Origin of the sequence: Pseudomonas sp. Tn43 (assembly GCF_014192635.1) — a bacterium.
GTDB lineage: Bacteria > Pseudomonadota > Gammaproteobacteria > Pseudomonadales > Pseudomonadaceae > Aquipseudomonas.
Map to the genome: position 1 here is coordinate 461,945 of NZ_JACHYG010000002.1, position 23,173 is coordinate 485,117.

The 23,173-nt window shown below is 60.5% G+C and carries 22 protein-coding genes; 13 read left to right on the top strand and 9 right to left on the bottom strand.

What is annotated here, in order from left to right:
- Positions 1-39: 39 nt before the first annotated feature.
- From FHW68_RS06390 to FHW68_RS06400, 3 genes are all read right to left on the bottom strand, one after another.
- A complete protein-coding gene (locus FHW68_RS06390) occupies positions 40-2,403 on the bottom strand; it encodes a TonB-dependent receptor (protein WP_183679420.1) in 2,364 nt (787 codons plus the stop codon).
- 141 nt (positions 2,404-2,544) lie between these two features.
- Positions 2,545-3,081 (bottom strand): DUF4880 domain-containing protein, encoded by a 537-nt coding sequence (locus FHW68_RS06395; RefSeq protein ID WP_095630693.1) that lies wholly within the window; start codon positions 3,079-3,081, stop codon positions 2,545-2,547.
- Complete coding sequence (locus tag FHW68_RS06400) at positions 3,074-3,670, bottom strand: sigma-70 family RNA polymerase sigma factor (protein ID WP_256582782.1); 597 nt, start codon at positions 3,668-3,670, stop codon at positions 3,074-3,076. The genes FHW68_RS06395 and FHW68_RS06400 overlap by 8 nt, the downstream gene beginning before the upstream one ends.
- A 198-nt stretch (positions 3,671-3,868) precedes the next feature.
- Between FHW68_RS06400 and FHW68_RS06405 the strand changes: the two genes are divergently transcribed.
- On the top strand, positions 3,869-4,276 hold the full coding sequence (locus FHW68_RS06405; protein WP_095630695.1) for a response regulator: 408 nt from the start codon (positions 3,869-3,871) through the stop codon (positions 4,274-4,276).
- A gap of 129 nt (positions 4,277-4,405) precedes the next feature.
- Positions 4,406-5,074 carry an HAD-IA family hydrolase gene (locus FHW68_RS06410; protein WP_183679422.1) on the top strand — a complete coding sequence of 223 codons (669 nt, stop codon included), beginning with the start codon at positions 4,406-4,408 and terminating at the stop codon, positions 5,072-5,074.
- A 130-nt stretch (positions 5,075-5,204) separates the two neighbouring features.
- On the opposite strand, the gene FHW68_RS06415 is transcribed toward FHW68_RS06410, so the two are convergent.
- Positions 5,205-5,864 (bottom strand): isoprenylcysteine carboxylmethyltransferase family protein, encoded by a 660-nt coding sequence (locus tag FHW68_RS06415; RefSeq protein ID WP_183679424.1) that lies wholly within the window; start codon positions 5,862-5,864, stop codon positions 5,205-5,207.
- A 246-nt stretch (positions 5,865-6,110) separates the two neighbouring features.
- On the opposite strand from FHW68_RS06415, the gene FHW68_RS06420 reads away from it, so the two are divergent.
- Positions 6,111-7,043, top strand: a complete 933-nt coding sequence (locus FHW68_RS06420; protein ID WP_183679426.1) for a pyridoxal-phosphate dependent enzyme — start codon at positions 6,111-6,113, stop codon at positions 7,041-7,043.
- Positions 7,044-7,109: 66 nt separating this feature from the next.
- Here the strand turns inward: FHW68_RS06420 and FHW68_RS06425 are convergent, their stop codons facing one another.
- Positions 7,110-7,406 (bottom strand): DUF2388 domain-containing protein, encoded by a 297-nt coding sequence (locus tag FHW68_RS06425; protein WP_095630739.1) that lies wholly within the window; start codon positions 7,404-7,406, stop codon positions 7,110-7,112.
- A 321-nt stretch (positions 7,407-7,727) separates the two neighbouring features.
- Here FHW68_RS06425 and FHW68_RS06430 point away from each other — a divergent pair, with 321 nt between their 5' ends.
- The gene (locus tag FHW68_RS06430) at positions 7,728-8,234 is read left to right on the top strand and encodes a DinB family protein (protein WP_095630698.1); all 507 of its coding nucleotides are present in this window, start codon (positions 7,728-7,730) and stop codon (positions 8,232-8,234) included.
- 151 nt (positions 8,235-8,385) lie between these two features.
- Here the strand turns inward: FHW68_RS06430 and FHW68_RS06435 are convergent, their stop codons facing one another.
- Together FHW68_RS06435 and FHW68_RS06440 are read right to left on the bottom strand one after the other, a co-directional pair.
- Complete coding sequence (locus tag FHW68_RS06435) at positions 8,386-9,780, bottom strand: HAMP domain-containing sensor histidine kinase (protein WP_095630699.1); 1,395 nt, start codon at positions 9,778-9,780, stop codon at positions 8,386-8,388.
- Positions 9,758-10,441, bottom strand: coding sequence for a response regulator transcription factor (locus FHW68_RS06440; protein ID WP_095630700.1), 684 nt, complete (start codon positions 10,439-10,441; stop codon positions 9,758-9,760). Before FHW68_RS06440 ends, FHW68_RS06435 begins: the two co-directional genes overlap by 23 nt.
- 271 nt (positions 10,442-10,712) lie before the next feature.
- On the opposite strand from FHW68_RS06440, the gene FHW68_RS06445 reads away from it, so the two are divergent.
- The 4 genes from FHW68_RS06445 to hcnC all read left to right on the top strand — a co-directional run bounded on the left by FHW68_RS06445 (position 10,713) and on the right by hcnC (position 14,973).
- Complete coding sequence (locus tag FHW68_RS06445) at positions 10,713-11,663, top strand: hypothetical protein (protein WP_183679428.1); 951 nt, start codon at positions 10,713-10,715, stop codon at positions 11,661-11,663.
- Between the two features lie 361 nt (positions 11,664-12,024).
- The gene (gene hcnA / locus FHW68_RS06450; protein WP_095630702.1) at positions 12,025-12,339 is read left to right on the top strand and encodes a cyanide-forming glycine dehydrogenase subunit HcnA; all 315 of its coding nucleotides are present in this window, start codon (positions 12,025-12,027) and stop codon (positions 12,337-12,339) included.
- A complete protein-coding gene (gene hcnB, locus FHW68_RS06455; protein ID WP_183679430.1) occupies positions 12,336-13,745 on the top strand; it encodes a cyanide-forming glycine dehydrogenase subunit HcnB in 1,410 nt (469 codons plus the stop codon). The genes hcnA and hcnB overlap by 4 nt, the downstream gene beginning before the upstream one ends.
- Positions 13,738-14,973, top strand: coding sequence for a cyanide-forming glycine dehydrogenase subunit HcnC (gene hcnC / locus FHW68_RS06460; protein ID WP_095630704.1), 1,236 nt, complete (start codon positions 13,738-13,740; stop codon positions 14,971-14,973). Before hcnB ends, hcnC begins: the two co-directional genes overlap by 8 nt.
- 79 nt (positions 14,974-15,052) lie before the next feature.
- Here hcnC and FHW68_RS06465 read toward each other — a convergent pair whose 3' ends face one another.
- Together FHW68_RS06465 and FHW68_RS06470 are read right to left on the bottom strand one after the other, a co-directional pair.
- A complete protein-coding gene (locus tag FHW68_RS06465; protein ID WP_183679432.1) occupies positions 15,053-15,664 on the bottom strand; it encodes a glutathione S-transferase in 612 nt (203 codons plus the stop codon).
- A 76-nt stretch (positions 15,665-15,740) separates the two neighbouring features.
- Positions 15,741-16,661 carry a MurR/RpiR family transcriptional regulator gene (locus FHW68_RS06470; RefSeq protein ID WP_183679434.1) on the bottom strand — a complete coding sequence of 307 codons (921 nt, stop codon included), beginning with the start codon at positions 16,659-16,661 and terminating at the stop codon, positions 15,741-15,743.
- A gap of 311 nt (positions 16,662-16,972) precedes the next feature.
- Between FHW68_RS06470 and iolC the strand changes: the two genes are divergently transcribed.
- The 5 genes from iolC (at position 16,973) to FHW68_RS06495 (ending at position 23,139) form a co-directional block, all read left to right on the top strand.
- Positions 16,973-18,910, top strand: a complete 1,938-nt coding sequence (gene iolC, locus FHW68_RS06475; protein WP_183679436.1) for a bifunctional 5-dehydro-2-deoxygluconokinase/5-dehydro-2-deoxyphosphogluconate aldolase — start codon at positions 16,973-16,975, stop codon at positions 18,908-18,910.
- A gap of 136 nt (positions 18,911-19,046) precedes the next feature.
- On the top strand, positions 19,047-19,940 hold the full coding sequence (gene iolE / locus FHW68_RS06480) for a myo-inosose-2 dehydratase (RefSeq protein ID WP_183679438.1): 894 nt from the start codon (positions 19,047-19,049) through the stop codon (positions 19,938-19,940).
- Entirely contained in the window at positions 19,937-20,746 is an 810-nt protein-coding gene (iolB, locus tag FHW68_RS06485; protein ID WP_183679440.1) for a 5-deoxy-glucuronate isomerase, read from the top strand. Before iolE ends, iolB begins: the two co-directional genes overlap by 4 nt.
- A gap of 43 nt (positions 20,747-20,789) precedes the next feature.
- Positions 20,790-22,292: a CoA-acylating methylmalonate-semialdehyde dehydrogenase gene (locus FHW68_RS06490; protein ID WP_095630710.1), complete on the top strand. Its 1,503-nt coding sequence runs from the start codon at positions 20,790-20,792 to the stop codon at positions 22,290-22,292.
- A gap of 25 nt (positions 22,293-22,317) precedes the next feature.
- Positions 22,318-23,139 (top strand): TIM barrel protein, encoded by an 822-nt coding sequence (locus tag FHW68_RS06495; RefSeq protein ID WP_095630711.1) that lies wholly within the window; start codon positions 22,318-22,320, stop codon positions 23,137-23,139.
- Positions 23,140-23,173: the final 34 nt, after the last annotated feature.

The following is a 23,173-nucleotide window of genomic DNA, read 5'->3' on the forward strand; positions in this document are numbered from 1 at the left end:
TTTAACCACAATTCGCCCCCACGAACGACCAGCGCGCGTTTACCAATCCACCGAATAGCTGACCGCCAATCGACGCCCTTCGGCATGAGGGTAAGGCGCGGCCGCATTGGCCTGCATGTAGAGCGTTTCATAGTTGCGATCGCTCAAGTTATAGACGCCCATGTCCAGTTTGCCGACCGGCAACTCCACGCCGGCCAGCAGATCGACCGTGGTATAGCCTTCGATTTTACGCCCGTTGCCATCCTTGAAACCGGCGTCGTAGCTGTCCAGGCGCATCGCCTGCAACCGCAGGTTGTAGTCGTCCTGTTCATAGGCGACGAAGGCGGTGGTCTTGGCTGGAGAGATGCGCGTGGCCGGCAAATCGAGCCATTCGCCGTTCTGGCGGGTTTCGCCTTTGGTCCACGCGTAGGTTCCGCCCAGCGACCAGGCTTGATCGAGGTGATAAGTCAGGCTGGTCTCGACACCGCGTACGCGTTCTTTCTGATCGATCAGCCGTTGCGCACGGGTGACGGAATCGTAGTACTGCGTCACGTCCGAGCGGTTCTCGAACAGCGTGACGTTGGCCTGCAACGACTCCCAGTCACCGCGCCAGCCGAGTTCGTAACTGTCGACCTTGATCGCCTGAGCGTTGAGGTCCTGGATGTTGTAACTGCCGCGCACATCACGCAAGAAGCGCTGCACATCGGGCAGCGAGAAGCCCTGGCTGAAGTTGACGAATACATCCTGCTCGCTGCTGATGTGGTAAACCGCACCGAGGTTGTAAAGAGTGTCTTCGTACTTCAGCGTGCCGCCGGGCAACACTTCGGACACGCCCGCTTGCCAAATGCCGCCAAAGGCGATGCTGTCGGCCACATCGCTGTGAATCCACTCGTGCCGCGCACCGCCGCGCAGGGTCCAGTCGCCGATGTCCCAACTCGATTGAGCAAAGAGTGCCGTGGTGTTGGTTTCAATGTCCGGGCCGAAGGCGTAGCGCTCGCCTGTCGGCGTGTAGGCCAAGCCGTCGACGCGATAACGGTCGCCCTGCTGGCTGATTTGTTCGTTCTCGAAATCGGCGCCCCAGACCAGGTTGCCGGTAGCGCTGCCAATCGAGGGCAGGGTGCTTTCCACGGCGGTGCGCAGGCCATAGACCTCGGCTTCGCTCTCGGAGGCTACGACCCCGGCGTTGGCACCCCAGTTGTAGGGGAAGAACCGCGCCTGCTGTTTGCGCCAGTAGCTTTCCACCATCAAGTGCTGGCCGAACAGATCGCGATCGCTGTAATTGAAATTCACGGCCTGGTTATGGGTGAACGGCTGGTCGCTCAACTGTAAGCCTTTGATCGCCACCGACTCGCCATTGCGAGAGCCGGCCACATAGCCGGTGTCTTGTTTGTCCTCGTACTCCTGCAGGGACAGGCTCAGGCGCCGATCGTCATCCAGATCGAAGCCGAATTTGGCGTGCAGGTCATGGCTCTCGGTGTCCATATTGCTGCTCTGAAACGCTTCCTGGGCGATGCGGTTGCCGTTGCCGTCGAACTGGTCGTTGCGTTGCAACAGGTCGGCGGACACGTACCAGTCGAAGGCATTCTGGCGCCCGGTCGCGCTCTGGAACACTTCGTAGGCAAAACCTTTGCGGTTGAGGTTGTCGGCGGTGCTGAGGCCTACGCGGCTGCTCATCGCCAGGGATTGCCCCTCGTTACGCTTGGTGATGACGTTGATGATGCCGCCCGAGGCGCCCGCGCCGTAGAGGCTGCTGGCACCGGAGACCACCTCGATGCGTTCGATACTCGACGGCGCGATGCTGTTGAGCTGGCGTGAAACGTCGCGACTGGCGTTCTGCGAAACACCGTCGATCAACACCAGCACGTTACGTCCGCGGATGGTCTGGCCGTAGTTGCTCATGGTGCCGGAGGAGGGCGCCAGACCGGGCACCAGCGTGCCGAGAATATCGGCCACCTTGCGCCCGGCAGCGGATTGTTGCGCGATCTCCTTTGCCTGAATCAACTGCACGGTGCCGGGAATCGAGGCGATGCTGGCCTCGCTGCGTGTGGCGGACACTACGGTGTCGGCCAATGACAGCGAGCCGCTGCCCAGTTCCAGCGGCACCGGAGCCGGTTGTAGCGTGACGCTGTTTTTTCCGCTCAAGCGCCATTGCAGGCCACTGTCGCGCAACAGGCTATTGAGTGCCTGTTCGGTGCTGTAATCGCCCTTGAGCGACGGCGCCATCTTGCCACGCAACAGCGCCGCATCGACGCCGATCGACAGCCCGGTCTGCGAGGCCAGTGTCGTCAGTGCCGAGTCCAGCGGCTGGCTGGCCAGTTCGAAATGATAAGTGTCTGTCGCGGAGTCGGCGAAGGCCGGAACGGCGCAGCCCAAGGCAAGTGCCAGAGCGCTCAGGCGAAAGAAGGAAAAAGTCTGATGGGTCATTGTTGTTGCTCGTGAAATCGACTGTATTACCTCCAATGACCGGGCTGAAATGAAATCGGGCAGTTGTCTTGAAGATTTTTTTGAGCGCCGTTTGATCGGGCGCCCCCCCGCGCCCCTACAAAAGCCGATCGGGCTCAGGGCTTAGCGCTGCCGCACCTGCACCAGGTATTTGCTGTAGGTCTCGATACGAATCGGCAAGGCCGCCTGCAACAACGCCAGTGCGGCATCGCTGTCTTGGGCGGGCAGCACGCCGGTGAAGCGCAGGGTTTGCAATTGCGCACCCGACGCCCAGATAACCCCCCGACGATGCCGATCGATTTCGGCCAGTACTTCGGGCAACGGCCTGTCGTGGAAAACCAGTCGGACGGGGAGCGAAGCGGTTGCCTGCGTGGCGGGCGCCATCCAGCTCTGCACGGGCAGCCATTGGCCGACGGCGATCGCCGCCGGCAACACCAAGGCTGCGCCTATCAGGCGGGCGCGACGAGGCCGGGTTTTGGCTGGCGGCGAGAAGGATTGCCACAGCTGCTGAAGTTGTTCGAACAGTTGCGCATGGCGCACATCGGCAGCGTGCCAGGCGTTGAATTCGGCCAGAACTTCAGGTGAGGGCGCCTCGTCCAGACGCACCAGCCAATCGGCCGCCTGCTCGCGGATCTGATTCTGGGTGAGGCTTTCAGTCATCGCTCAACCCCTCGGGCAGCGTGTCGAACAAACGGGCATGGCAGTGTGCGAGCGACTTGGCCAGGTACTGCTTGACGCTGCTTTCGGAAACTTGAAGGTGCCTGGCAATCTCGGCATAGGAACAGCCATCGACACGCGCCATCAAAAAAGCCTTGCGCGGTTTCTCGTCCAGCTCTTCGAGCAATAGCAACAGCACTTTGCCGAGCAATTGGCGCACGGCAATGATCTGTTCCGGGCCCTGTTGGGTCTGCTGATCGAGAAGAACGACCATGCTGCGCAGGGTTTCTTCCTCGACCCGGCGACGATGATACTGATTGATCAACAGACGATTGGCTGCCACCAGCAGATAAGCCCGTGGTTCCTGCAATGTCGGCAAAGTGTCCAGGCCCAGCAATTTGACGAAGGTGTCATGGGCCAGATCAGCGGCATTGTCGGGGCAGCCGAGCTTTTTGCGCAGCCAGCCGAACAACCAGCCGTGATGGCCACGGTAAAGCTCGGAAAGGGACGAAGCGGACTGACCCGGCACGACGAAACCTCGAACGAAGATAATTCGCAAATGGGAAATTGTTGCAATTGCGAATGCTGTCATGTTGCTGCGCGACGTTCAAGTCTGATGCGATGAGCCAAGACTCGATGAAAACCGCAAGGGTCGCAAAGAATGCATTTCAGCTGATTTCGTCGTCCGGTTGTATCAAAAATGAATTTCCACGAAGTCCGCTGCTCATACCTGTAAGTGGCGGATTTGAGCTCGCGCAAATCATTTATGTAATCAGGGAGTGGCACAGTCATGGGTCCAGTATCAACGGCGGGCGCGCACTTGTCTGACGGATTGATTCTTGTGGTGGAAGACGACCCGTTGATTCTTGAGTTTCTTTGCGAAATTCTTCAGGAGGAAGGCTTTGCGGTTGAAGCAAAGATCAGCGCGGACGCCGCGTCGCAGTTTCTGGAGCAGCATGCGCCGGAGGTCGGACTGTTGCTGACGGACATCACCATGCCGGGCAAACTCAATGGCGCGGACCTGGCCAATCAGTTCGGCGACCGTTGGCCAGACAAACCGATCATGATCATGTCCGGCTTCGAAACCCCGAAAAGCTCCGGGGTCAAGCATCCGGTTGCGTTCATCAAGAAACCCTGGGCGGTGGGACAGTTGCTCGATTGTGTACAAAACGCCCTGCATTCGAACCGGACCGCGTAGGAGCTGCCGAAGGCTGCGATCTTTTGATCTTCGTTCTAAAAGCAAAATCAAAAGATCGCCGCCCGTACCAGCTCCTGCGTGGGTGATGTACATTGCCTGACAACTTTCGCCGGTTCTGGAACTCGCCCTTTGTCCATTCAAGCCTCTGTGTTCAACACCTCGTACCGCGCCTTTCTGTTCGATATGGACGGAACTGTCCTCAATTCCATCGCCGCCGCCGAGCGGATCTGGACCACCTGGGCCCGGCGTCACGGTGTCGATGTCGACACCTTCCTGCCGACCATCCACGGTGCTCGCGCCATAGACACCATCAGCCGTCTGGCCTTGCCCGGTGTAGATGCTGAAGCTGAAGCCGCATGGATCACCGAGGCGGAAATCGGCGATGTGGAAGGGATTGTCGAGGTAGCCGGCGCGGCGAGTTTCCTCAGATCGCTGCCCGCCAATCAATGGGCCATCGTCACCTCGGCGCCACGGGCGCTGGCCTTGCGCCGAATGGTGGCGGCAGGCATTCCCGAGCCTTTGGTGATGGTCACTGCCGAAGACGTCAGCGCCGGCAAGCCCGACCCAGCGGGTTATCGGTTGGCCGCCAGTCGGTTAGGGGTCGAACCCACCGAGTGCCTGATCTTCGAAGACGCCGCCGTGGGGATTCGCGCAGGTGAAGCGGCGGGCGGCCATGTCATGGTCATCACCGCGACCCATGTTCATCCGCTCCAGACCTCGCACGCCACCCTGGCGGGTTACGACTCGGTCGCGGCGCGAGTGGATCTCAACAGCCAGATCACCCTGTACGCACTCTGATGTGTGAGGGCTTTCAGTCACATCAATGCTGAATGTGCCACCGCCTTCGCGGGCAAGCCTCGCTCCCACAGGAATCACCGCTACCCCCCAGGCTTGCCCGCGAAGGCGACGGTGGGGTTGGCGTTATGTGTTAGTAAATCCCCGGAATCAATCGCCAGCTACGGGCGCAGTAAGCCTCATATTCACTGCCGAATTGCGTGCGTAACAGCGCTTCTTCGGAGCGAATGCGGGCGATCAGCGGGATCAACATCAGCGCCACCAGCAGCAACCCGACCCCCGATCGAAAGGCCAGCGCCCAGCCCACGCCATTAATCAGCAGCCCCAAATAGCTGGGGTTGCGCAAGGTCCGATAAATCCCGTCGGTGACCAGGCGGTGCCCCGGCTGAATCGCCACCAGACCGCTGAAACGCTTGCCCAGCACAAACACCGGCCACATTCGCAGCGCGCCGCCGCCGATGAACAGTAGCGCGCCCAGCCAACGCACGCCCTCGCCACCGAAGGTCCAGAAGTCGATCCGGTCGGTATAGGCTGGCAGATACCCACTCAATAACCCGAGTACCCCGAAAACCGGCAGCACCCAGCGATTGGCGCGGTCTTCGCGCTCGCCGGAGCTCAGGTTACCCTCGCTGAACAAAGACACGATCGCCATCACCAGGGTTGCAAGCGCAATGACCACCAACGGCGGGTGCGAGAAGAAAGCTGCCAACCCACCCAGCCCGAATACCGCCAGAGCGAGGTAGGCCAGGGTGCTGATGAGGGTGAAAAAGGCGAGTTTGGCCGAGATGTTCATGACTGATTTCGCAAAGGACATGTAGGCGCTGTCGCAGGCTGCGATCTTCTGACTTTAACCCTATCAATATCGCTCAAAAAATCAAAAGATCGCAGCCTTCGGCAGCGCCTGCGCGGGGCAGCGCGTTATCGCCACAACGACAGCCGCGCAGCTGGGTGAACTAAGCTTGGATAAGGATGGTTCCATCTATTCACTCCCGGCGCGTTGAACATCCCGCTGGGCCGGGAGCGTCAAAAGGAGCACGCGATGCTTCATATCAGAACGCCCCTGATTCTGCACCCAGGCCTGTCGACCTCCACCCGGCGAATCTGGCTCAAGCTGGAAAACCTGCAACCCAGCGGCTCATTCAAACTGCGCGGCATGGGCCTGCTGTGCAGTCAGGCCGCGCAGCAGGGCAAGCGCAAAGTGGTCTGTCCTTCCGGGGGAAATGCCGGGTTGGCCACCGCTGTGGCCGCCGCCAGCCTTGGGCTGAAAGCCTGCATCGTGGTGCCGAACACCACCCCGCAAACCACCCGCGCCAGAATCACGAAAACCGGTGCCGAGGTGATCGTCCATGGCAAGGTCTGGGACGAAGCCAATCAACGGGCGAAAGAACTCGCAAAGGGCGCGGACACCGAATACGTACCAGCCTTCGATCATCCGGTGCTGTGGGAAGGGCATAGCACCATGGTCGATGAAATTCTCGAGGACTGTCCTCAGGTCGATGTGTTGGTGACGTCGGTGGGCGGTGGAGGGTTGCTGGCGGGCCTGCTCACCGGACTGATTCGTCATCAGCGCATGGATTGTCGAATCGTTGCTTGCGAAACCTGGGGCGCGGCGTCTTTCGCGGCCGCTATCCGTGCCGGCCACCCGGTCAGATTGCCGCGCATCGATACCGTCGCCACCTCACTTGGCGCGGCGCAAGTGGCGGCCTGGCCGGTGCAGCACATTCTCGATTTTGCGCATGAATGCGTGGTGCTCAGCGATGAGGAGGCGATCATGGGCGTGGTTCGTTACGCCAACGATTTGCGTCAGTTGGTCGAGCCGGCGTGCGGCGTTTCATTGGCGGTGGCGTACCTGGACCATCCGGCGATCGCCGAGGCTCATGATGTGGTGATTGTGGTGTGCGGGGGCGTCAGCATCAGCGCGCAATTGGTCGCCAACTGGGCGCGGCTGTCCGCTGGAGCGCAAGCAACCTAGGGCCCGAGCACTCTCCCGGTGTCACGAGCCCACGGCTGACTGTTTAGAGGTTTCAGAGAGCGGATCTTATTGAGCGAGGATCGCTTTGGCCAAGTCTTCATCGCTGGCCTGGAGGTCAGGGTGATCTTGTCGAATCTGCTTCAACACTGACTCCAGATAAGCGCCGCGAATCGTACCGCCACTTGCCACGAAGCTTGAGGCGTCATCCCGGGCGGGAATCACGATTTTGTCATCTTTGAATGTCGAGTACAGCGATGCGGAGATACCGGCCGAGGTGGCGACATCTTTTGCCTCTACATCGGCCATGGCCGAACCAGCTGGCAAACAAAGCACTAGTGAAGATATGAGCAATAGACGGCGCATGAGGGCGTCCTCCGAAGCGGAAAGGAAGTAACACATAATTTAGGATGCCTGACAGTGCCCAGTAGTTCCCTACCGATTCGATAGTGCATTCCTGTGTAGCTGGCGAAGCCTGCGTGCGCCTGCGCAGCAGTCGTGAATTCACGCCCTGCGGTCTATCAGGTAAACCGCATGGGCAGGTTTTACGACTGCTGCGCAGCCGCACGCAGGCTTCGCCAGCTGCTACACAGGTTGCCGCGAACGCTGCCGGTTATCAGTGTCTGTAATGGCATCCACCGAGCGGGCTATTCTTGGCAATGCGCCCATCGATATGGGAGACCTCTGATGATCAACGTACGCACTGCCCGCATGCTCGCCGATTACAGGCGCTGGGCCGATCAGCGACTCTTCGACAGCCTTATGGCCCTGCCACCGGAAGAGCTCAACCGCAAACGGGTGTCAGTGTTCAACAACATTATCGGCACCTTGAACCATGTCTACGTGGTCGACTGCATCTGGCAGGCGCATCTGGAAGGGCGCGGTCACGGCTTCAAAACCTCCCATGGGCTGCTTCATCCTGAACTCACCGAGCTGCGACTGGTGCAACAGGAGATCGATCAATGGTTTTGTGGATGGAGCTCGGCCCAGACCGAAGACTCGCTGGATAAACCCATCGAATTCACCTCGGTTTCGGGCGAAAACGGGGTCATGAGTGCCGGCGCGATACTGTTGCACGTGGTCAACAACGCCAGCTTTCACCGAGGCTGGGTGGTCCAGATGTACTGCGAGATACCGGCCATGCCGCCAATCACCGACCTGCCGGTGTTTCTGCGCGAGGTTCCGGGGTATTGAGTCAAACCCTGCAGTTCCCGACCCAAACGAATCTCCTGTGGGCGCGGGCTTGCCCGCGATAGCGGAGTGTCAGGCGACATAGCTTTCTGTCAGGCTGCCATCGCGGGCAAGCCCGCTCCCACAGGTTACGTGTCAGTTCAGGAGATTTGGATCAGGCCTGAGCAATCAGGCTCTGCCGGCAATCGAGTACCAACAACGCGCCTCCCGGTTCGTTGCTGCCCACTTCCAGCGTAAACCCATGCAGGCTGACAATCGCCGCGACGATCGACAGGCCCAGACCGAATCCGCTTTGCGGGGTACCACCTTCGGCGCGATAGAAACGCTGAAACACCGCCTCACGCTCGGCCAGCGCAATGCCGGGACCGGAATCGAGTACTTCGATCCGCGTATGGCCTGCAGCATTTACCCCACGCAAAATCACCTCGCCACCGGGCGGCGTGAACTTGATCGAGTTGCTCAGCAAATTCGCCAGGGCTTCGAACAGCAGCGCCCGGTCGCCGTTGAGCCAGGGCAAGGGCTCGGGCAGTTGCAGTTCAAAGGTCAATTGGCCTTCTTCGGCCAGCGGCAGATAAAAGTCATGCAACTCTTGCAGCAACGGCACCGGGTCCAGTTGCACGAAACCCGAACGGCGCTGGCGATCTTCCAGCTCGGAAATCCGCAACAAGCCGCGAAAACGTGCCATCAACGTATCGGCCTCGCCGAGCACGCAATCCAGTTGCACGGCCAGCGTCGAACCCTCATCGGCCTGTTGCTGAATCCGGTACAGCTGCGCCCGCAGGCGCGTCAGCGGTGTGCGCAGGTCATGGGCGATGTTGTCGCATACGCCCTTGACCTCGTTCATCAAGCGCTCGATGCGTTCGAGCATCGCATTGACGATGGCGGCGAGCATATCCAGCTCGTCACGGCGGTTGGACAACGGCAGGCGTCGGGTCAAATCGCCGGCGACGATGGCTTCGGCGCTGGCCTGGATCGCCCGGATTCGCCGCAGCGGGCGCCTTCGCAATAAGTGCCAGCCGGCGATGCCGGGCAGAATGGTCAGCGACACGCCCCACAGCAGCGCATGCAGAATGATCCGGGTCACCGCAAACAACGAACCGTTGTCCCGCATCAGTACCAGCCAGCGCCCGTCCAGGGTCCGGGTCGCCGAGGCATCGCAACTGTCGGCGGGCAGGGTCGGGTCATCGGCATCGACGCAGTCGCTGAGAATATGAATCTTGCCGTCCAGCGGCAGGCCTTGGGGGATCTGGCGCAGGGGCCCGCTGAGGTGACGCCGCTGGTCATCGAACAAGCCATAGGCATCAATGCCACGCACATCGAAGGTCACGCTGGCGGCGAGGGCATCCTCCAGTTGTGCGCCCTGAAAGCGAGAAAACAGATGCTGACGTTGCATCAACGAATGCTTGGCCAGGGTGTCCAGGTAATTGGACACCTCGTAATACATGACGCCCATCAGAATCCCGCTCCAGGCCACGAACAGCGAACTGTAAAGGGCCAGCAAGCGGCTGCTGGAGGAGCGCCAGCCTTTAGAGGGGTTCAGCAATGACATAGCCCGAGCCTCGCACCGTCCGGATCAGTGGGGCTTTGCCTGGCGGGTCGATCTTTTTGCGCAAGCGGCCGATGTGCACGTCGATCAGGTTGGTGCCGGGGTCGAAGTGATAACCCCAGACTTCTTCGAAAATCATCATCCGCGACAGAATCTGCCCGGTGTTGCGCATCAGAAATTCCAGCAACTTGTATTCGGTGGGCAACAGCGTCAGCAACCGGCTGTCGCGACTGGCCTCGTGGCTGATCAGGTTCAACTCCAGATCGGCCACACGCAAAGTGGTGGCCTGGGCGGTCATGGTGTTCTGTCGACGCAACAGGACTTCGACCCGGGCGGCCATTTCATCGGTGGCGAACGGTTTGGTCAGGTAATCGTCACCGCCGGCGCGCAGGCCACGCACCCGTTCATCGACATCGGAGAGGGCGCTGATCATCAGGATCGGCGTGGCCACGCCCAAGGTGCGCAGGGTGGTGACAATCGCCAGGCCATCGAGCTCCGGCAGCATGCGGTCGAGGGTGATCAGATCGTAGTCACCGCTGACCGCGCGTTCCAGGCCTTCACGGCCATTGTCCACCCAATCCACGTCGAGGCCGTGGCTGCTCAGTTCGGCGACGATTTCCCGGGCGGTGACAGCGTCGTCTTCGATGGTCAAGATGCGGGTCATAGGGCTTTGCCTGATTAGAATGTTCAAGACGTTGCGCGGCATTTTGCCAAGAAATGATCGATGGTTTTCTAAATAAAACTTCATACAGACCCGTTTTGACCAATGCATAAAACCCGCCGTCAGGGCCGTATTCTTGCAATCTGCATGGTCCTGAGAAGTTCATTGTTTTCAACTCATTGAAATAGAAATATTTTTCCAGGTGGCGCGACTGGCACGGTGACTGCAATTGCTCGTTTGACGAGTTGTAATACCTGCCTGGAGCACTACAACAATGAACAGATCCTCTGATGGTTTTTATCCTGCCGCAGATGAGTTCAGCACGCTCTCGGGCGTGTCCTGGGCCGCTATCTTCGCCGGGGCCGCGGCGGCTGCGGCGTTGTCGCTGATCCTCGTGCTGCTGGGGTTTGGCCTGGGTTTTTCGGCGGTTTCGCCGTGGGCCCATGAAGGCGTCAGCGCCAAAAGCCTGGGTATCTCGACGATTGTGTGGCTGGCCTTTACCCAGATCGTGGCGTCCGGGCTCGGTGGCTACATCGCCGGTCGCCTGCGGGTGAGATGGGCCTACTTGCATGGCGATGAAGTTTACTTCCGTGACACGGCCCATGGCTTCCTGGCCTGGTGTATCGCGACGCTGGTGACCGCGACCCTGGTGGTCGGCTCGGTCAGCAACATCGTCAGCGGCGGTGTGCAGGCCGGGGCCAAGGTCGCCGGCGGTGCCGCCAGCGCCATGACCCAGGCTGCCGGCAGCGCGGTCGCTAACACCGACAATGACCCTTACGGTTACTTCATCGACAGCCTGTTTCGCGATGATCGGCCCGTCGCCGTCAGCGAAGACGCGGTCAATGGCACCGTCACCCGGATCTTTGCGCGCAGCTTGCGCAATGAGGGTCAATTGGCGCCCGAGGATCGGGCCTACCTGGCGCAACTGGTCGCCCAGCGGACCAACCTCACTCAAGCGGACGCCGAGCGCCGTGTCGATGAAGTCTATGCCCGTACTCAAAAAGCCGTCGCCGACGCCAAACTGACGGCGCAACAAGCGGCTGACACCGCAGCTAAAGTCGCAGCCTTGACCGCGTTGTGGATGTTTGTCGCGCTACTGGCCGGTGCATTTTTTGCCAGCCTCGCCGCGATCTTCGGCGGTCGTCGTCGAGATGCCGTGGAGTACCTGGAAACCGATGCCTACGTGACCACCACCACAACCACGACGCTGCCACCTGTTCGCTAACCCAGGAGAACCTTCATGCGCTCTATATTGCTGTTCTTTCTCGGTGTACCGATCCCGATCATCATTCTGATTGCCTTGCTCACGTGACCCCTTTGAGGCACTTGCCAGCGCCGCTTCTGCTTCAGGTAGAAGCGGCGTTTTGCTTTTCGGATGCCCGGTGAAAAGCGCGGCAGCTTTTACTGGCCTGGATCAATGTTTCGTTCGGGGGCATGCCTTACCGTGAACAATCCAGGCCCTTGTTGCGGCATCGACCAGTACCCGAGCAGGCCCCTCGTCTTTTTTATCTCATCGGGCCATCGCAAGTGTAAGTGCAGCATGGAGCTGGCAACCCTTACCTGAACCTTTCAAGGATGAACGCCACATGCAACGCCAAGACAGAACCTTCGATATCCAACCGCTGGTGCGGGCGGACATGACTGTGCGCATCAATGGTCAAACCGTTAACGCCGCCATCGGCGAAACCGTCCTGACGGTCATTCAATCACTGGGTATACGCCAAGTGGCCCGCAACGATCATGATCAAGTCAGCGGTGCCTATTGCGGCATGGGCGTGTGCCAATGCTGCCTGGTGAGAATCAATGGCCGACATAAACGTCGCGCCTGCCAGACGATCGTGCGTGAGGGCATGGACGTCGAAACCCGGGCCAACCGCATCACCGGATGGCAAGCGCCATGAGCCTGCATCCGGTGATCGTCGGCGGCGGGCCGGCGGGTATGGCGGCGGCCATTGAACTGGCCCGGCATGGCGTGCGGTGTACTTTGCTGGAGGAAGCCTCGCGCCTCGGTGGGGTAGTCTATCGCGGCCCGTTGCGCGATAACGTTCAACTGGACTATTTGGGGCCGCGCTATTCAGAAGCGCTGGCCAAACTGCATGGCGATTTCCGGGAGCAGTCGGGTCTGATCGATGTGCGCCTGAACCATCGCGTGGTGGGTGCTGAAGGCACTCGCGCATTGGTGCTGCTGGACGCCGATGAGCGCCTGCAGGAAATCGAGTATTCGCAGTTGCTGTTGGCTGCCGGTTGCCATGAACGCAGCGTGCCATTTCCCGGCTGGACCTTGCCTGGCGTGATCCTGCTGGGTGGTCTGCAACTGCAAATCAAGAGCGGCGTCGTAAAACCCCAGGGCCCGGTGGTGATTGCGGGCAGTGGTCCGTTGTTGCCGCTGGTGGCCTGCCAGCTGCATACCTGCGGGGTGAGTGTTGCCGGGGTCTTTGAGGCGTGCGCGTTCGGCAAGATCGCTCGGGAAAGCCTCGCGCTGTTGAACAAGCCCCAGCTGTTTCTCGACGGTTTGAGCATGCTTGCGTACCTGAAATTGCACGGCATCCCCATGCACTATGGCTGGGGCGTGGTCGAGGCTCAGGGCGAGGGCGAATTGAAATCGGTGACCGTCGCGCCGTACTCCAGCACTTGGGTTCCAGACTTCAGTCGCGCCGAGCAGGTTGCCGCGCAGACCCTGGCGGTCGGCTACGGCTTCATTCCGCGCACCCAACTCAGCCAGCAAATGGGCCTGGATCACAGTTTCAGCGACGACGGCTACCTGCGGGCCAGCGCCAATGTCTGGCAGCAAAGCAGCGAGCCCCACGTGCACCTGGCCGGTGACATGGGCGGGATTCGCGGTGGCGAAGCGGCCATGCTCGCGGGACGGATCGCGGCGGTATCGATCCTTCTGCAACGCAATGTGCTGGACCTGGAACTGGCGCTTGTGCGGCGCGACCGTTGCCTGTCGAAACTCAAATCCATCGTGCGCTTTCGCGCTGCCGTCGACCGCTACACCGAGCGCGGCGCCGGGCAGACCGCACTGCCCGCCGCCGACACGGTGATCTGCCGCTGTGAACACGTGACCCGCGCCGACATTGATCGGGCGCTGGAGCAGGGCGTGCAAGACCTGGCCGGCCTGAAAATGCGCACCCGTGTGAGCATGGGCGATTGTCAGGGCCGCATGTGCGTGGGGTATTGCACCGACCGTTTGCGCGAAGCCACCGGCCGGCAGGATGTGGGTTGGCTGCGACCGCGTTTCCCCGTCGACCCGATTCCTTTTTCAGCGTTTCAGCCTGTGGGCACGGAGGCCGCAAGCCATGAGTAAGTTTTACGACGTGGTCATCGCCGGCGGGGGTGTGATCGGGGCGTCCTGCGCCTATCAATTGTCCAAGCGCAAACACCTGAAAGTCGCGTTGATCGACGCCAAGCGTCCTGGCAATGCGACCCGCGCTTCGGCCGGTGGCTTGTGGGCGATCGGCGAATCGGTGGGGCTGGGATGCGGGGTGATCTTTTTTCGCATGATGTCGGCCAATCGCAAGCGCCAAGCCCATGGCGCCGCCGTGGCGGTGGACTCCAGCACGCCGCACATCCTGCCGCAGGCATTCTTCGATTTCGCCTTGCAGTCCAACGCGATGTACCCGGACCTGCACCGGGAGTTGCAGGAACATCACGGGATGGATTTCAAGTTCGAGAAAACCGGACTGAAATTCGTGATCTATGACGATGAAGACCGGCTCTATGCCGAGCACATTGTCGCTTGTATTCCGCACCTGGCGGATCAACTGCGATGGCTCGATCAAGCGGCCTTGCGCGAAGCCGAGCCGAGCGTCAGTCATGAGGCAAGGGGCGCGCTGGAGTTTCTTTGCGACCATCAGGTCAACCCGTTCCGCCTGGCCGATGCCTACACCGAAGGCGCACGGCAGAACGGTGTGGACCTGTATTTCAACACCAATGTCACCGGTGTGTTGAAGCACGGCTCGCGGGTCAACGGCGTGCTGACTGATGAGGCCGGCGTATTCCGTTGCGATACGCTGATCAACGCCGCCGGTGCCTGGGCCGCCGACCTCAGCGAACAGGCCACCGGTATTCGCATTCCGGTAAACCCGGTGAAAGGCCAGATCCTGCTGACCGAGCGCATGCCGAAGATCCTGCACGGTTGCCTGACCACCAGCGACTGTTACGTGGCGCAAAAAGACAACGGCGAAATCCTGATCGGCAGCACCACGGAAAACAAGGGTTTCGACGTGACCACCACCTACCCGGAAATCAGCGGCCTGGTGCAAGGCGCGCTGCGGTGTATTCCGGCGCTGGCCGATATCAGCCTGAAACGCTGCTGGGCCGGGTTGCGTCCGGGCTCGCCGGACGAGCTGCCGATTCTTGGGCCGATGCGAGGGGTAGAGGGTTATCTGAATGCCTGCGGACATTTCCGCACCGGTATTCTGACGTCGGCGATTACCGGCGTGTTGCTGGACAAACTGGTGAACAACGAGCCGTTGCCGCTGGACATCACGCCGTTTCTGGCGGATCGGTTTGCAGGGGATGCCGCAGGTTGAATCGAAGGGAATGGAATTGGCTTGAGGACGCCCGCATGATGATCGTTCCCACGCAGAGCGTGGGAACGATCGTTGTGGCTCAGTTAATCGGCGTACCGACAAACACCTCAAGCCCCTCGGCATACTCTGTGAACGCATTTATCCGGGGAAACTGCGCGGCCTCCACCTGATCCGGCACCACCAGTTTGGTAAAACTCCAGGCCACCGCCAGGGTAATTCCGTCTTGCGCAATCGAACCGTCGATCTTCAGCGGCTGTTTTTCCAGCTCCCGCTCCAGCGCCGAATACGCCGCGGCCAATTGCTTTTCGACCCGTTCCACCCAGGGCGCGTACTGAATTTCCGCCGGCCGCAGGTTGCGTTCGTAGTAAAGCTGCACCGATTTTTCGCACGCCGCCAACGCCAGGCCGGTCAGCCGTAGCGAGCGCAGGCGTTGCTCCAGATCGTTGGGTATCAGGCTTTTACCCGGCGCGGCCAGAGCCTCCAGGTAGTCGATGATCAGCGTCGAATCCATCAACACCTCGCCATCATCCAGCACCAGGGTCGGCGCCTTCACCACGGGGTTGATCTGCTGGAACTGTTCGAAGTTTCTGAATACCGAAACCGACTCGTGCTCCAGCGGTATGCCCAGGCACTTGGCAGAAATGGCGACGCGTCGCACATAGGGCGAATCCAGCATGCCGATCAGTTTCATTGAGCCTCTCCTTCAGACGGTCCATGGGGGATGGACAACCTTAGCCGAGGTTCAGCGACCTGCAAACGGCTTCGCGTTAATCCTCGAAGCCCGCCTGCTCATGAATCTCATCAACCTTCAATTCCAGTCGATAAGCCACGGCGATGAAAAGCGCCTGGCACAGGCACAAGGTCGCACTCAGCGAGCGGAAGGCAAACGAACTGCCTTCGTTGACCAACAGCACGGTGTTGGCGCGCTTGGCCAATGGCGACAGGTTGCTGTCGGTGATGATCAGGGTTTTCGCTTGATGATGCTGGGCAATACGCAGGCAGTGCTGGGTTTCCTTGCCGTAGGGCGTGAAGCTGATGGCGATCACCAGATCATTGGCGCGCACGCTGCGCATCTGCTCGCGGTAACTGCCGCCCAGCCCCGACACCAGGTGGATGCGCTTGTTGGTGTGTTGCAGGTTGTAGACCAGGTAGTCGGCTACCGCGAACGAGCGGCGCACCCCGACCACATAGATGTTGTCGGCATTCACCACCAGGTCCACGGCTTTGTCGAAGGCCTGGTCATCGAGCTCCAGCCCCAGCCGTTCGATGCCCGACAGGGTGGCGTTGATGCATTCGCGAGCCAGATCGCCACCGCTGGCCTTCTGGGACTTGTTGGCGATCATGCTGCGAATACGCTGCTGGTAGTTCTGCACCGGCGTGGTTTTGTGGGTATAGGCCTCGCGAAACAGCGCCTGCATTTCGCTGAACCCGCTGAAGCCGAAACGCTGGGAAAACCGCACGATGGCCGACGGGTGCACTTCGCATTCGCGGGCGATATCGCTGATGCGGTCGACCATGATCCGGTCGCGTTGCTGGCTCATGTAGCTGGCAATGCGTTTGAGCTGGCGTGGCAGGCTTTCGTATTCATCGGTGATCAGCTGCAACAAACGCTCGGCATTGATCGGAGGGCTGACCAGATCGCTGTCGGGCGTGCTCTCGGTCGTGGCCGGCTGATCGGTGCGGGACATAAGGAATCCTTCTGGCTTGTGCTTATAGAGATGACAGGCGGGTCATCCCCTGACAATAGGTTGGCTGTGCGCAGTTTACAGGTTAGGCCCTAATAAAATCTTGAGCTTGCGGCCGTTATCGGCTCTGCTGAAACGATGCACTGTGTCTGGAAACGCTTGCGTAGAAGTTTATTGGAAAAAATATTCCATGTGAAAAATATTTGGAATAATTATTGATTGTTGGGTCCTGGTCGTTTTAGTCTGCATCCACCAAGAGTGTTCGGCGCCTTCATCGCCCCGAACGCAGGCTGATAAAAATAACAGGAGCCAGCATGGGCCAGACTCGTTTTGCCAGTGGGCGTCAATTGGATCTGATTTGCCTTGGGCGCCTGGGCGTCGACCTTTATGCGCAGCAAGTCGGGGCGCGGCTGGAGGATGTGAGCAGCTTCGCCAAATACCTCGGCGGGTCGTCCGCCAACATCGCTTTCGGCACCGCTCGGCTGGGTCTGAAATCGGCAATGTTGAGCCGGGTAGGGGACGACCACATGGGTCGCTTCCTCGTAGAATCGCTAGCCCGCGAAGGCTGCGACATCAGCGGCATCAAGGTCGATCCGGAACGCCTGACCGCTATGGTCCTGCTGGGCCTCAAGGACCGCGAAACCTTTCCCCTGGTGTTCTACCGCGAAAACTGCGCCGACATGGCGTTGCGCGCCGAAGACATCAACGAAGCCTTCATTGCTTCCAGCAAAGCCCTGCTGATCACCGGCACCCATTTCTCCACCGACGGCGTCTACAAGGCGAGCATCCAGGCACTGGACTATGCCGAGAAGCACAACGTCAAACGGGTGCTGGACATCGACTATCGCCCGGTGCTCTGGGGCCTGGCCGGCAAGGCGGACGGCGAAACCCGATTCGTCGCCGACCAGAACGTCAGCCAGCACGTGCAGAAAATCCTCCCGCGTTTCGACCTGATCGTCGGCACTGAAGAAGAGTTTTTGATCGCCGGCGGTTCCGAAGATTTACTCACCGCGCTGCGCAATGTTCGGCAACTGAGCACGGCGACGTTGGTGGTCAAGCTCGGCCCGCAAGGCTGCACGGTGATTCACGGAGCGATTCCGGCGCGTCTTGAAGACGGCGCGATTTATCCCGGTGTGCGCGTCGAAGTACTGAATGTGCTGGGGGCCGGCGATGCCTTCATGTCGGGTTTCCTCAGCGGCTGGCTGGAGGATGCCAGCGATGAGCGCTGCTGCCAGTTGGCCAATGCCTGCGGCGCTCTGGTGGTGTCGCGCCATGCCTGCGCCCCGGCAATGCCGACCCGCGCCGAACTCGACTATCTGTTCAACAGCCCGGTGCCGATCACCCGGCCGGATCAGGACGCCGTGTTGCAGCGCCTGCATCAGGTCAGCGTGCCGCGCAAACAGTGGAAGCAACTGTTCATCTTCGCCTTCGATCATCGTGGGCAACTGGTGGAACTGGCCCACAAGGGCGGGCGCGACCTGAGCAGTATTGGCGAACTCAAACAACTCTTTATCCAGGCCGTGGAGCGGGTCGAAGCGGATCTGCGTGAGCAGGGCGTCGAGGCCGACGTTGGCTTGCTGGCCGATCAACGTTTCGGTCAGGACGCACTGAACGCCGCCACCGGTCGTGGCTGGTGGGTGGCGCGGCCGGTGGAAGTACAGGGCTCGCGGCCATTGGCGTTCGAACACGGGCGTTCGATTGGCAGCAACCTGATCGCTTGGCCGCAGGAACAAATCATCAAGTGCCTGGTGCAATTCCATCCCGATGACGAGCCACTGCTGCGTCTGGAGCAGGAAGCGCAGATCAAGGGTTTGTATCAGGCGTCGCAAGTCAGCGGTCATGAACTGCTGCTGGAGATCATTCCGCCCAAGGATCACCCGTCCGCGCATCCGGACGTGCTGTATCGCGCCCTCAAGCGCCTCTACAACCTGGGCATTTACCCGGCGTGGTGGAAGATCGAAGCGCAAAGCGCCGAGCAATGGAAGCAGCTCGACGAGCTGATTCAGGAACGCGATCCGTATTGCCGTGGCGTGGTGCTGCTGGGCCTGAATGCCCCGGCGGCGGCTTTGGCCGAAGGGTTTCAGCAGGCCAGCCAGAGCCAGAGCTGCCGAGGTTTTGCCGTTGGCCGGACGATTTTCCAGGAGCCGAGCCGCGCGTGGATGGCCGGTGAAATCGATGACGAAACATTGATCCGCCAGGTGCAGGGCACGTTCGTCGAACTGATCGACGCCTGGCGCATGGCCCGGGCCTGACATAACACCGCGTTATCGTTCTTCGCGGGCAAGCCTCGCTCCTACGGGAAGCTGCGGTGTTCTGTAGGAGCGAGGCTTGCCCGCGAAGGCGGCCTCAGACTCAACGGTAATTTAGAAAACAATAAAAGGTGCAGCCATGCCCGCTATCCGAATTGGCATCAACCCGATCTCATGGAGCAACGACGACTTGCCGTCCCTCGGTGGCGAGACGCCGTTGAGCACTGCCCTCAGCGAAGGCAAGGACATCGGCTACGAAGGCTTCGAGCTCAACGGTAAATTCCCCAAAGATGCCAAAGGCGTCGGCGACGTGCTGCGGCCTTACGACCTGGCGCTGGTCTCCGGCTGGTATTCCAGCCGTCTGGCCCGCCGTTCCGTGGCCGAGGAAATCGACGCCATCGCCAGCCATGTCGAGTTGCTGGCGAAGAACGGCGCCAAGGTGCTGGTCTATGGCGAAGTCGCCGATTCCATTCAAGGCCAGCGCATTCCACTGGTCGAGCGCCCGCGTTTCCACACCGACCAAGCCTGGCAGGGATACGCCGACAAACTCACCGAACTGGCGCGCTTCACCCAGGCCCAGGGCGTGCGCCTGGCGTATCACCACCACATGGGGGCCTACGTCGAATCCCCGGCGGACATCGACAAACTGATGGCCTTGACCGGCAGCGAAGTCGGCCTGCTGTTCGATTCGGGCCACTGCTACATGGGCGGCGGTGAACCCTTGCAGGTGCTGCGCAAACACATCGAACGCATCTGCCACGTGCATTTCAAGGATGTGCGCAAACCAGTGGTGCAACTGGCGCGCAACAACCTGTGGAGCTTCCCGGACTGCATCATCAACGGCACCTTCACCGTGCCCGGCGATGGCGACATCGACTTCGGCGCCTTGCTCGACGTCCTGCTGGGCGCCGATTACCAAGGCTGGCTGGTGGTCGAGGCCGAGCAGGACCCAGCGGTGGCACCGAGTTACGTCTATGCCAAAAAAGGCTACGACACCTTGCGCACGCTGCTCAACGAGAGGACCGCGCGATGAGCCTGTTGGTCAAGAGCAATGCCCGCGGCCGGACCATGGTCGAGTTGGGGCTAGGAGAGCTGGAATACGTCGGTTTCGCCGCTTATCGCCTGAGCCTCGGTGAAACCCTGCCAATCAGTGCCGACGACAAGGAATTGTGCCTGGTGTTGCTTAGCGGTCGGGTCAGCATCAAGGGTGAAGCACCGGGGCAGGGCGCGTTTGATTGGGACAACATTGGCGATCGCCACTCGGTCTTCGAAGATAAATCGCCGTTCGCCGCGTACTTGCCACCGGGTAGTCAGGCACAAGTGGTCGCACTCAGCGACGTGCAGATCGCCGTCTGCGCCGCGCCCGGTTCGACCGCCGAAAATCACAGCCCACGGCTGATCCAACCCGACAGCATGAAACGCAGCGTGCGCGGCAAGGGCGCCAACACCCGCTATGTCTGCGACATCCTGCCGGACACCGAGCCGGCCCATTCGCTGCTGGTGGTGGAAGTGCGTACGCCGTCCGGGCATTCGTCGAGCTACCCGCCGCACAAGCACGACACCGACGATTTGCCGCACCAGAGCTTTCTCGAAGAAACCTATTACCACCAGATCAACCCGCCCCAGGGCTTCGTGTTCCAGCGGGTCTACACCGACGATCGCAGCATCGACCAGGCCATGGCCGTGGAAAACAGCGACCTGGTGGTCGTGCCCAAGGGCTATCACCCAGTCAGCGTGCCCTACGGCTACGAGTCGTATTACCTGAACGTGATGGCCGGCCCGAAACGTGTCTGGCAGTTCCATAACGATCCGCAGCACAGTTGGCTGCTTGACCTGTGAACTGAACGCCTGAATTCCAACTTCTGCACGGAGAACACGATCAATGAGCAACGCCCCGATCATCGGCCACTACATCCACGGTCAAGTGCAAGACAGCAGCAGCGAACGGTTCAGCAACGTCTTCAACCCGGCCACCGGCAGCGTTCAGGCACGCGTCGGGCTGGCCAGCCAGAAGACCGTCGACGAAGCGGTCGCCTCGGCTCTGAAAGCCTTTCCGGCCTGGTCCGAACAATCGTCCCTGCGCCGTTCGCGGGTAATGTTCAAGTTCAAGGAATTGCTCGACCAACATCACGATGAGCTGGCAGAAATCATCAGTCGCGAACACGGCAAAGTGTTCTCGGATGCCAAGGGCGAAGTGACCCGCGGCATCGAAATTGTCGAATACGCCTGTGGCGCGCCGAACCTGCTGAAAACCGAGTTCAGCGACAACATCGGTGGCGGCATCGACAACTGGAACCTGCGCCAGCCGCTGGGCGTGTGTGCCGGCGTAACCCCGTTCAACTTCCCGGTGATGGTGCCGCTGTGGATGATCCCGCTGGCGCTGGTCACCGGTAACTGCTTCATCCTCAAACCGTCCGAACGCGACCCGTCGGCCAGTTTGCTGATGGCGAAATTATTGTCCGAAGCCGGGTTACCGGACGGTGTGTTCAATGTGGTTCAGGGTGACAAGACCGCAGTCGATGCCTTGCTGCAACACCCGGACATCGAGGCGATTTCCTTTGTCGGCTCGACGCCGATTGCCGAGTACATCCACCAGCAAGCGACCTCGCGCGGCAAACGTGTACAAGCGCTGGGCGGGGCGAAGAACCACATGATCGTCATGCCCGACGCGGATCTGGACCAAGCGGCAGATGCATTGATCGGTGCCGCTTACGGCTCGGCCGGTGAGCGCTGCATGGCGATTTCGATTGCCGTGGCGGTGGGCGATGTCGGCGATCAACTGATTGCCAAACTGCTGCCGCGTATCGATCAACTGAAAGTCGGCAACGGCTTGAAGGCTGACAGTGACATGGGGCCGTTGGTGACGGCCGAGCACAAGGCCAAAGTCGAAGGTTTCATCGACGAAGGCGTGGCCCAGGGCGCGCAGCTGATTGTCGATGGCCGCCACTTCAAGGTGCCGGGCGCCGAGAACGGCTTCTTCGTCGGCGCGACGCTGTTCGATAACGTCACGACCGAAATGAGCATCTACCAGCAAGAAATTTTCGGTCCGGTGCTGGGCATCGTTCGGGTGCCGGATTTCGCCAGCGCCGTGGCGCTGATCAACGCCCATGAGTTCGGCAATGGCGTGTCGTGTTTCACCAGCGATGGCGGCATCGCCCGCTCGTTCGCCCGCAGCATCAAGGTCGGCATGGTGGGCATCAATGTACCGATTCCAGTGCCCATGGCCTGGCACTCGTTCGGTGGCTGGAAGCGCTCGCTGTTCGGTGATCACCACGCCTACGGTGAAGAAGGCATCCGCTTCTACAGCCGCTACAAAAGCGTGATGCAGCGTTGGCCCGACAGCATTGCCAAGGGCCCTGAATTCAGCATGCCGACAGCCAAATAACTCACCTGTGCGGAGAACAACAAAAATGAGCAAACCCCTGCGTTTCGCCCTGAACCGTATGGTCGCCCCACGTTTGTCCCTGCCCGCGTTCATCGAGCTGGCGGTGGCCCTCAAGGCCGGCGCCATCGAGATTCGCAATGACCTCAAGGGCGTCGAGATCGAGGACGGCACCGCGCCCGAACATGTGCGTGAGCTATGCGAGGCCAAAGGCATCACCGTGCTGTCGATCAACGCGCTGTATCCGTTCGATGTGTGGAATGACGAGCGCCGCGAACACGCGCTGAAACTTGCCGCTTATGCCCGTGATTGCGGTGCGCAGGGTTTGGTGATGTGCCCGTTGAACGAGCGCGCCGATCCACGAACCGAAGCACAGCGTGCTGCCGGCCTGCGCACCGCGTTGAGTGAACTGGCGCCGATCCTGCGTGATCACGGCATCCTCGGTTTCATCGAGCCGCTGGGTTTCGAGGAGTGCTCGCTGCGGCGCAAACGCACCGCGGTCGACGCGATCAAGGCCATGGGGGGACTGGATGTGTTCCGTCTGGTGCATGACACCTTTCACCATCACTTGGCCTGCGAACATGAGTTTTTCCCCGAACTGACCGGGCTGGTGCACATCTCCGGCGTCGAAGAGGCCGAGGCACCGCTGGCGACCATCCGCGATGGCCACCGGGTGCTGGTGGGTAAGGGCGATATCCTCGGCAACGCGGCACAGATCGAGACCTTGCTCGCTACCGGCTATAGCGGCTACCTATCGTTCGAACCGTTCGCCGACAGCGTCCATGGCCTGGCGGATATCCAGACGGCGATCGGCGCGAGCATGGATCACCTGCAGAAATCCCAAGGTTAATGGAGGAACCCTGTGGGAGCGGGCAAGTCGGGTC

Bases quoted from the DNA above. Each gene is read 5' to 3' on its own strand.
- hcnA (WP_095630702.1), top strand. From the start codon at position 12,025: ATGCAACGCCAAGACAGAACCTTCGATATCCAACCGCTGGTGCGGGCG.
- FHW68_RS06430 (WP_095630698.1), top strand. From the start codon at position 7,728: ATGATCAACGTACGCACTGCCCGCATGCTCGCCGATTACAGGCGCTGG.
- FHW68_RS06435 (WP_095630699.1), bottom strand. From the start codon at position 9,780: ATGTCATTGCTGAACCCCTCTAAAGGCTGGCGCTCCTCCAGCAGCCGC.
- iolB (WP_183679440.1), top strand. From the start codon at position 19,937: ATGAGCCTGTTGGTCAAGAGCAATGCCCGCGGCCGGACCATGGTCGAG.
- FHW68_RS06465 (WP_183679432.1), bottom strand. From the start codon at position 15,664: ATGAAACTGATCGGCATGCTGGATTCGCCCTATGTGCGACGCGTCGCC.
- FHW68_RS06395 (WP_095630693.1), bottom strand. From the start codon at position 3,081: ATGACTGAAAGCCTCACCCAGAATCAGATCCGCGAGCAGGCGGCCGAT.
- FHW68_RS06440 (WP_095630700.1), bottom strand. From the start codon at position 10,441: ATGACCCGCATCTTGACCATCGAAGACGACGCTGTCACCGCCCGGGAA.
- FHW68_RS06425 (WP_095630739.1), bottom strand. From the start codon at position 7,406: ATGCGCCGTCTATTGCTCATATCTTCACTAGTGCTTTGTTTGCCAGCT.
- FHW68_RS06490 (WP_095630710.1), top strand. From the start codon at position 20,790: ATGAGCAACGCCCCGATCATCGGCCACTACATCCACGGTCAAGTGCAA.
- FHW68_RS06445 (WP_183679428.1), top strand. From the start codon at position 10,713: ATGAACAGATCCTCTGATGGTTTTTATCCTGCCGCAGATGAGTTCAGC.
- FHW68_RS06495 (WP_095630711.1), top strand. From the start codon at position 22,318: ATGAGCAAACCCCTGCGTTTCGCCCTGAACCGTATGGTCGCCCCACGT.
- hcnC (WP_095630704.1), top strand. From the start codon at position 13,738: ATGAGTAAGTTTTACGACGTGGTCATCGCCGGCGGGGGTGTGATCGGG.
- iolE (WP_183679438.1), top strand. From the start codon at position 19,047: ATGCCCGCTATCCGAATTGGCATCAACCCGATCTCATGGAGCAACGAC.
- FHW68_RS06405 (WP_095630695.1), top strand. From the start codon at position 3,869: ATGGGTCCAGTATCAACGGCGGGCGCGCACTTGTCTGACGGATTGATT.
- FHW68_RS06390 (WP_183679420.1), bottom strand. From the start codon at position 2,403: ATGACCCATCAGACTTTTTCCTTCTTTCGCCTGAGCGCTCTGGCACTT.
- FHW68_RS06470 (WP_183679434.1), bottom strand. From the start codon at position 16,661: ATGTCCCGCACCGATCAGCCGGCCACGACCGAGAGCACGCCCGACAGC.
- FHW68_RS06400 (WP_256582782.1), bottom strand. From the start codon at position 3,670: ATGACAGCATTCGCAATTGCAACAATTTCCCATTTGCGAATTATCTTC.
- FHW68_RS06415 (WP_183679424.1), bottom strand. From the start codon at position 5,864: ATGAACATCTCGGCCAAACTCGCCTTTTTCACCCTCATCAGCACCCTG.
- FHW68_RS06420 (WP_183679426.1), top strand. From the start codon at position 6,111: ATGCTTCATATCAGAACGCCCCTGATTCTGCACCCAGGCCTGTCGACC.
- iolC (WP_183679436.1), top strand. From the start codon at position 16,973: ATGGGCCAGACTCGTTTTGCCAGTGGGCGTCAATTGGATCTGATTTGC.
- hcnB (WP_183679430.1), top strand. From the start codon at position 12,336: ATGAGCCTGCATCCGGTGATCGTCGGCGGCGGGCCGGCGGGTATGGCG.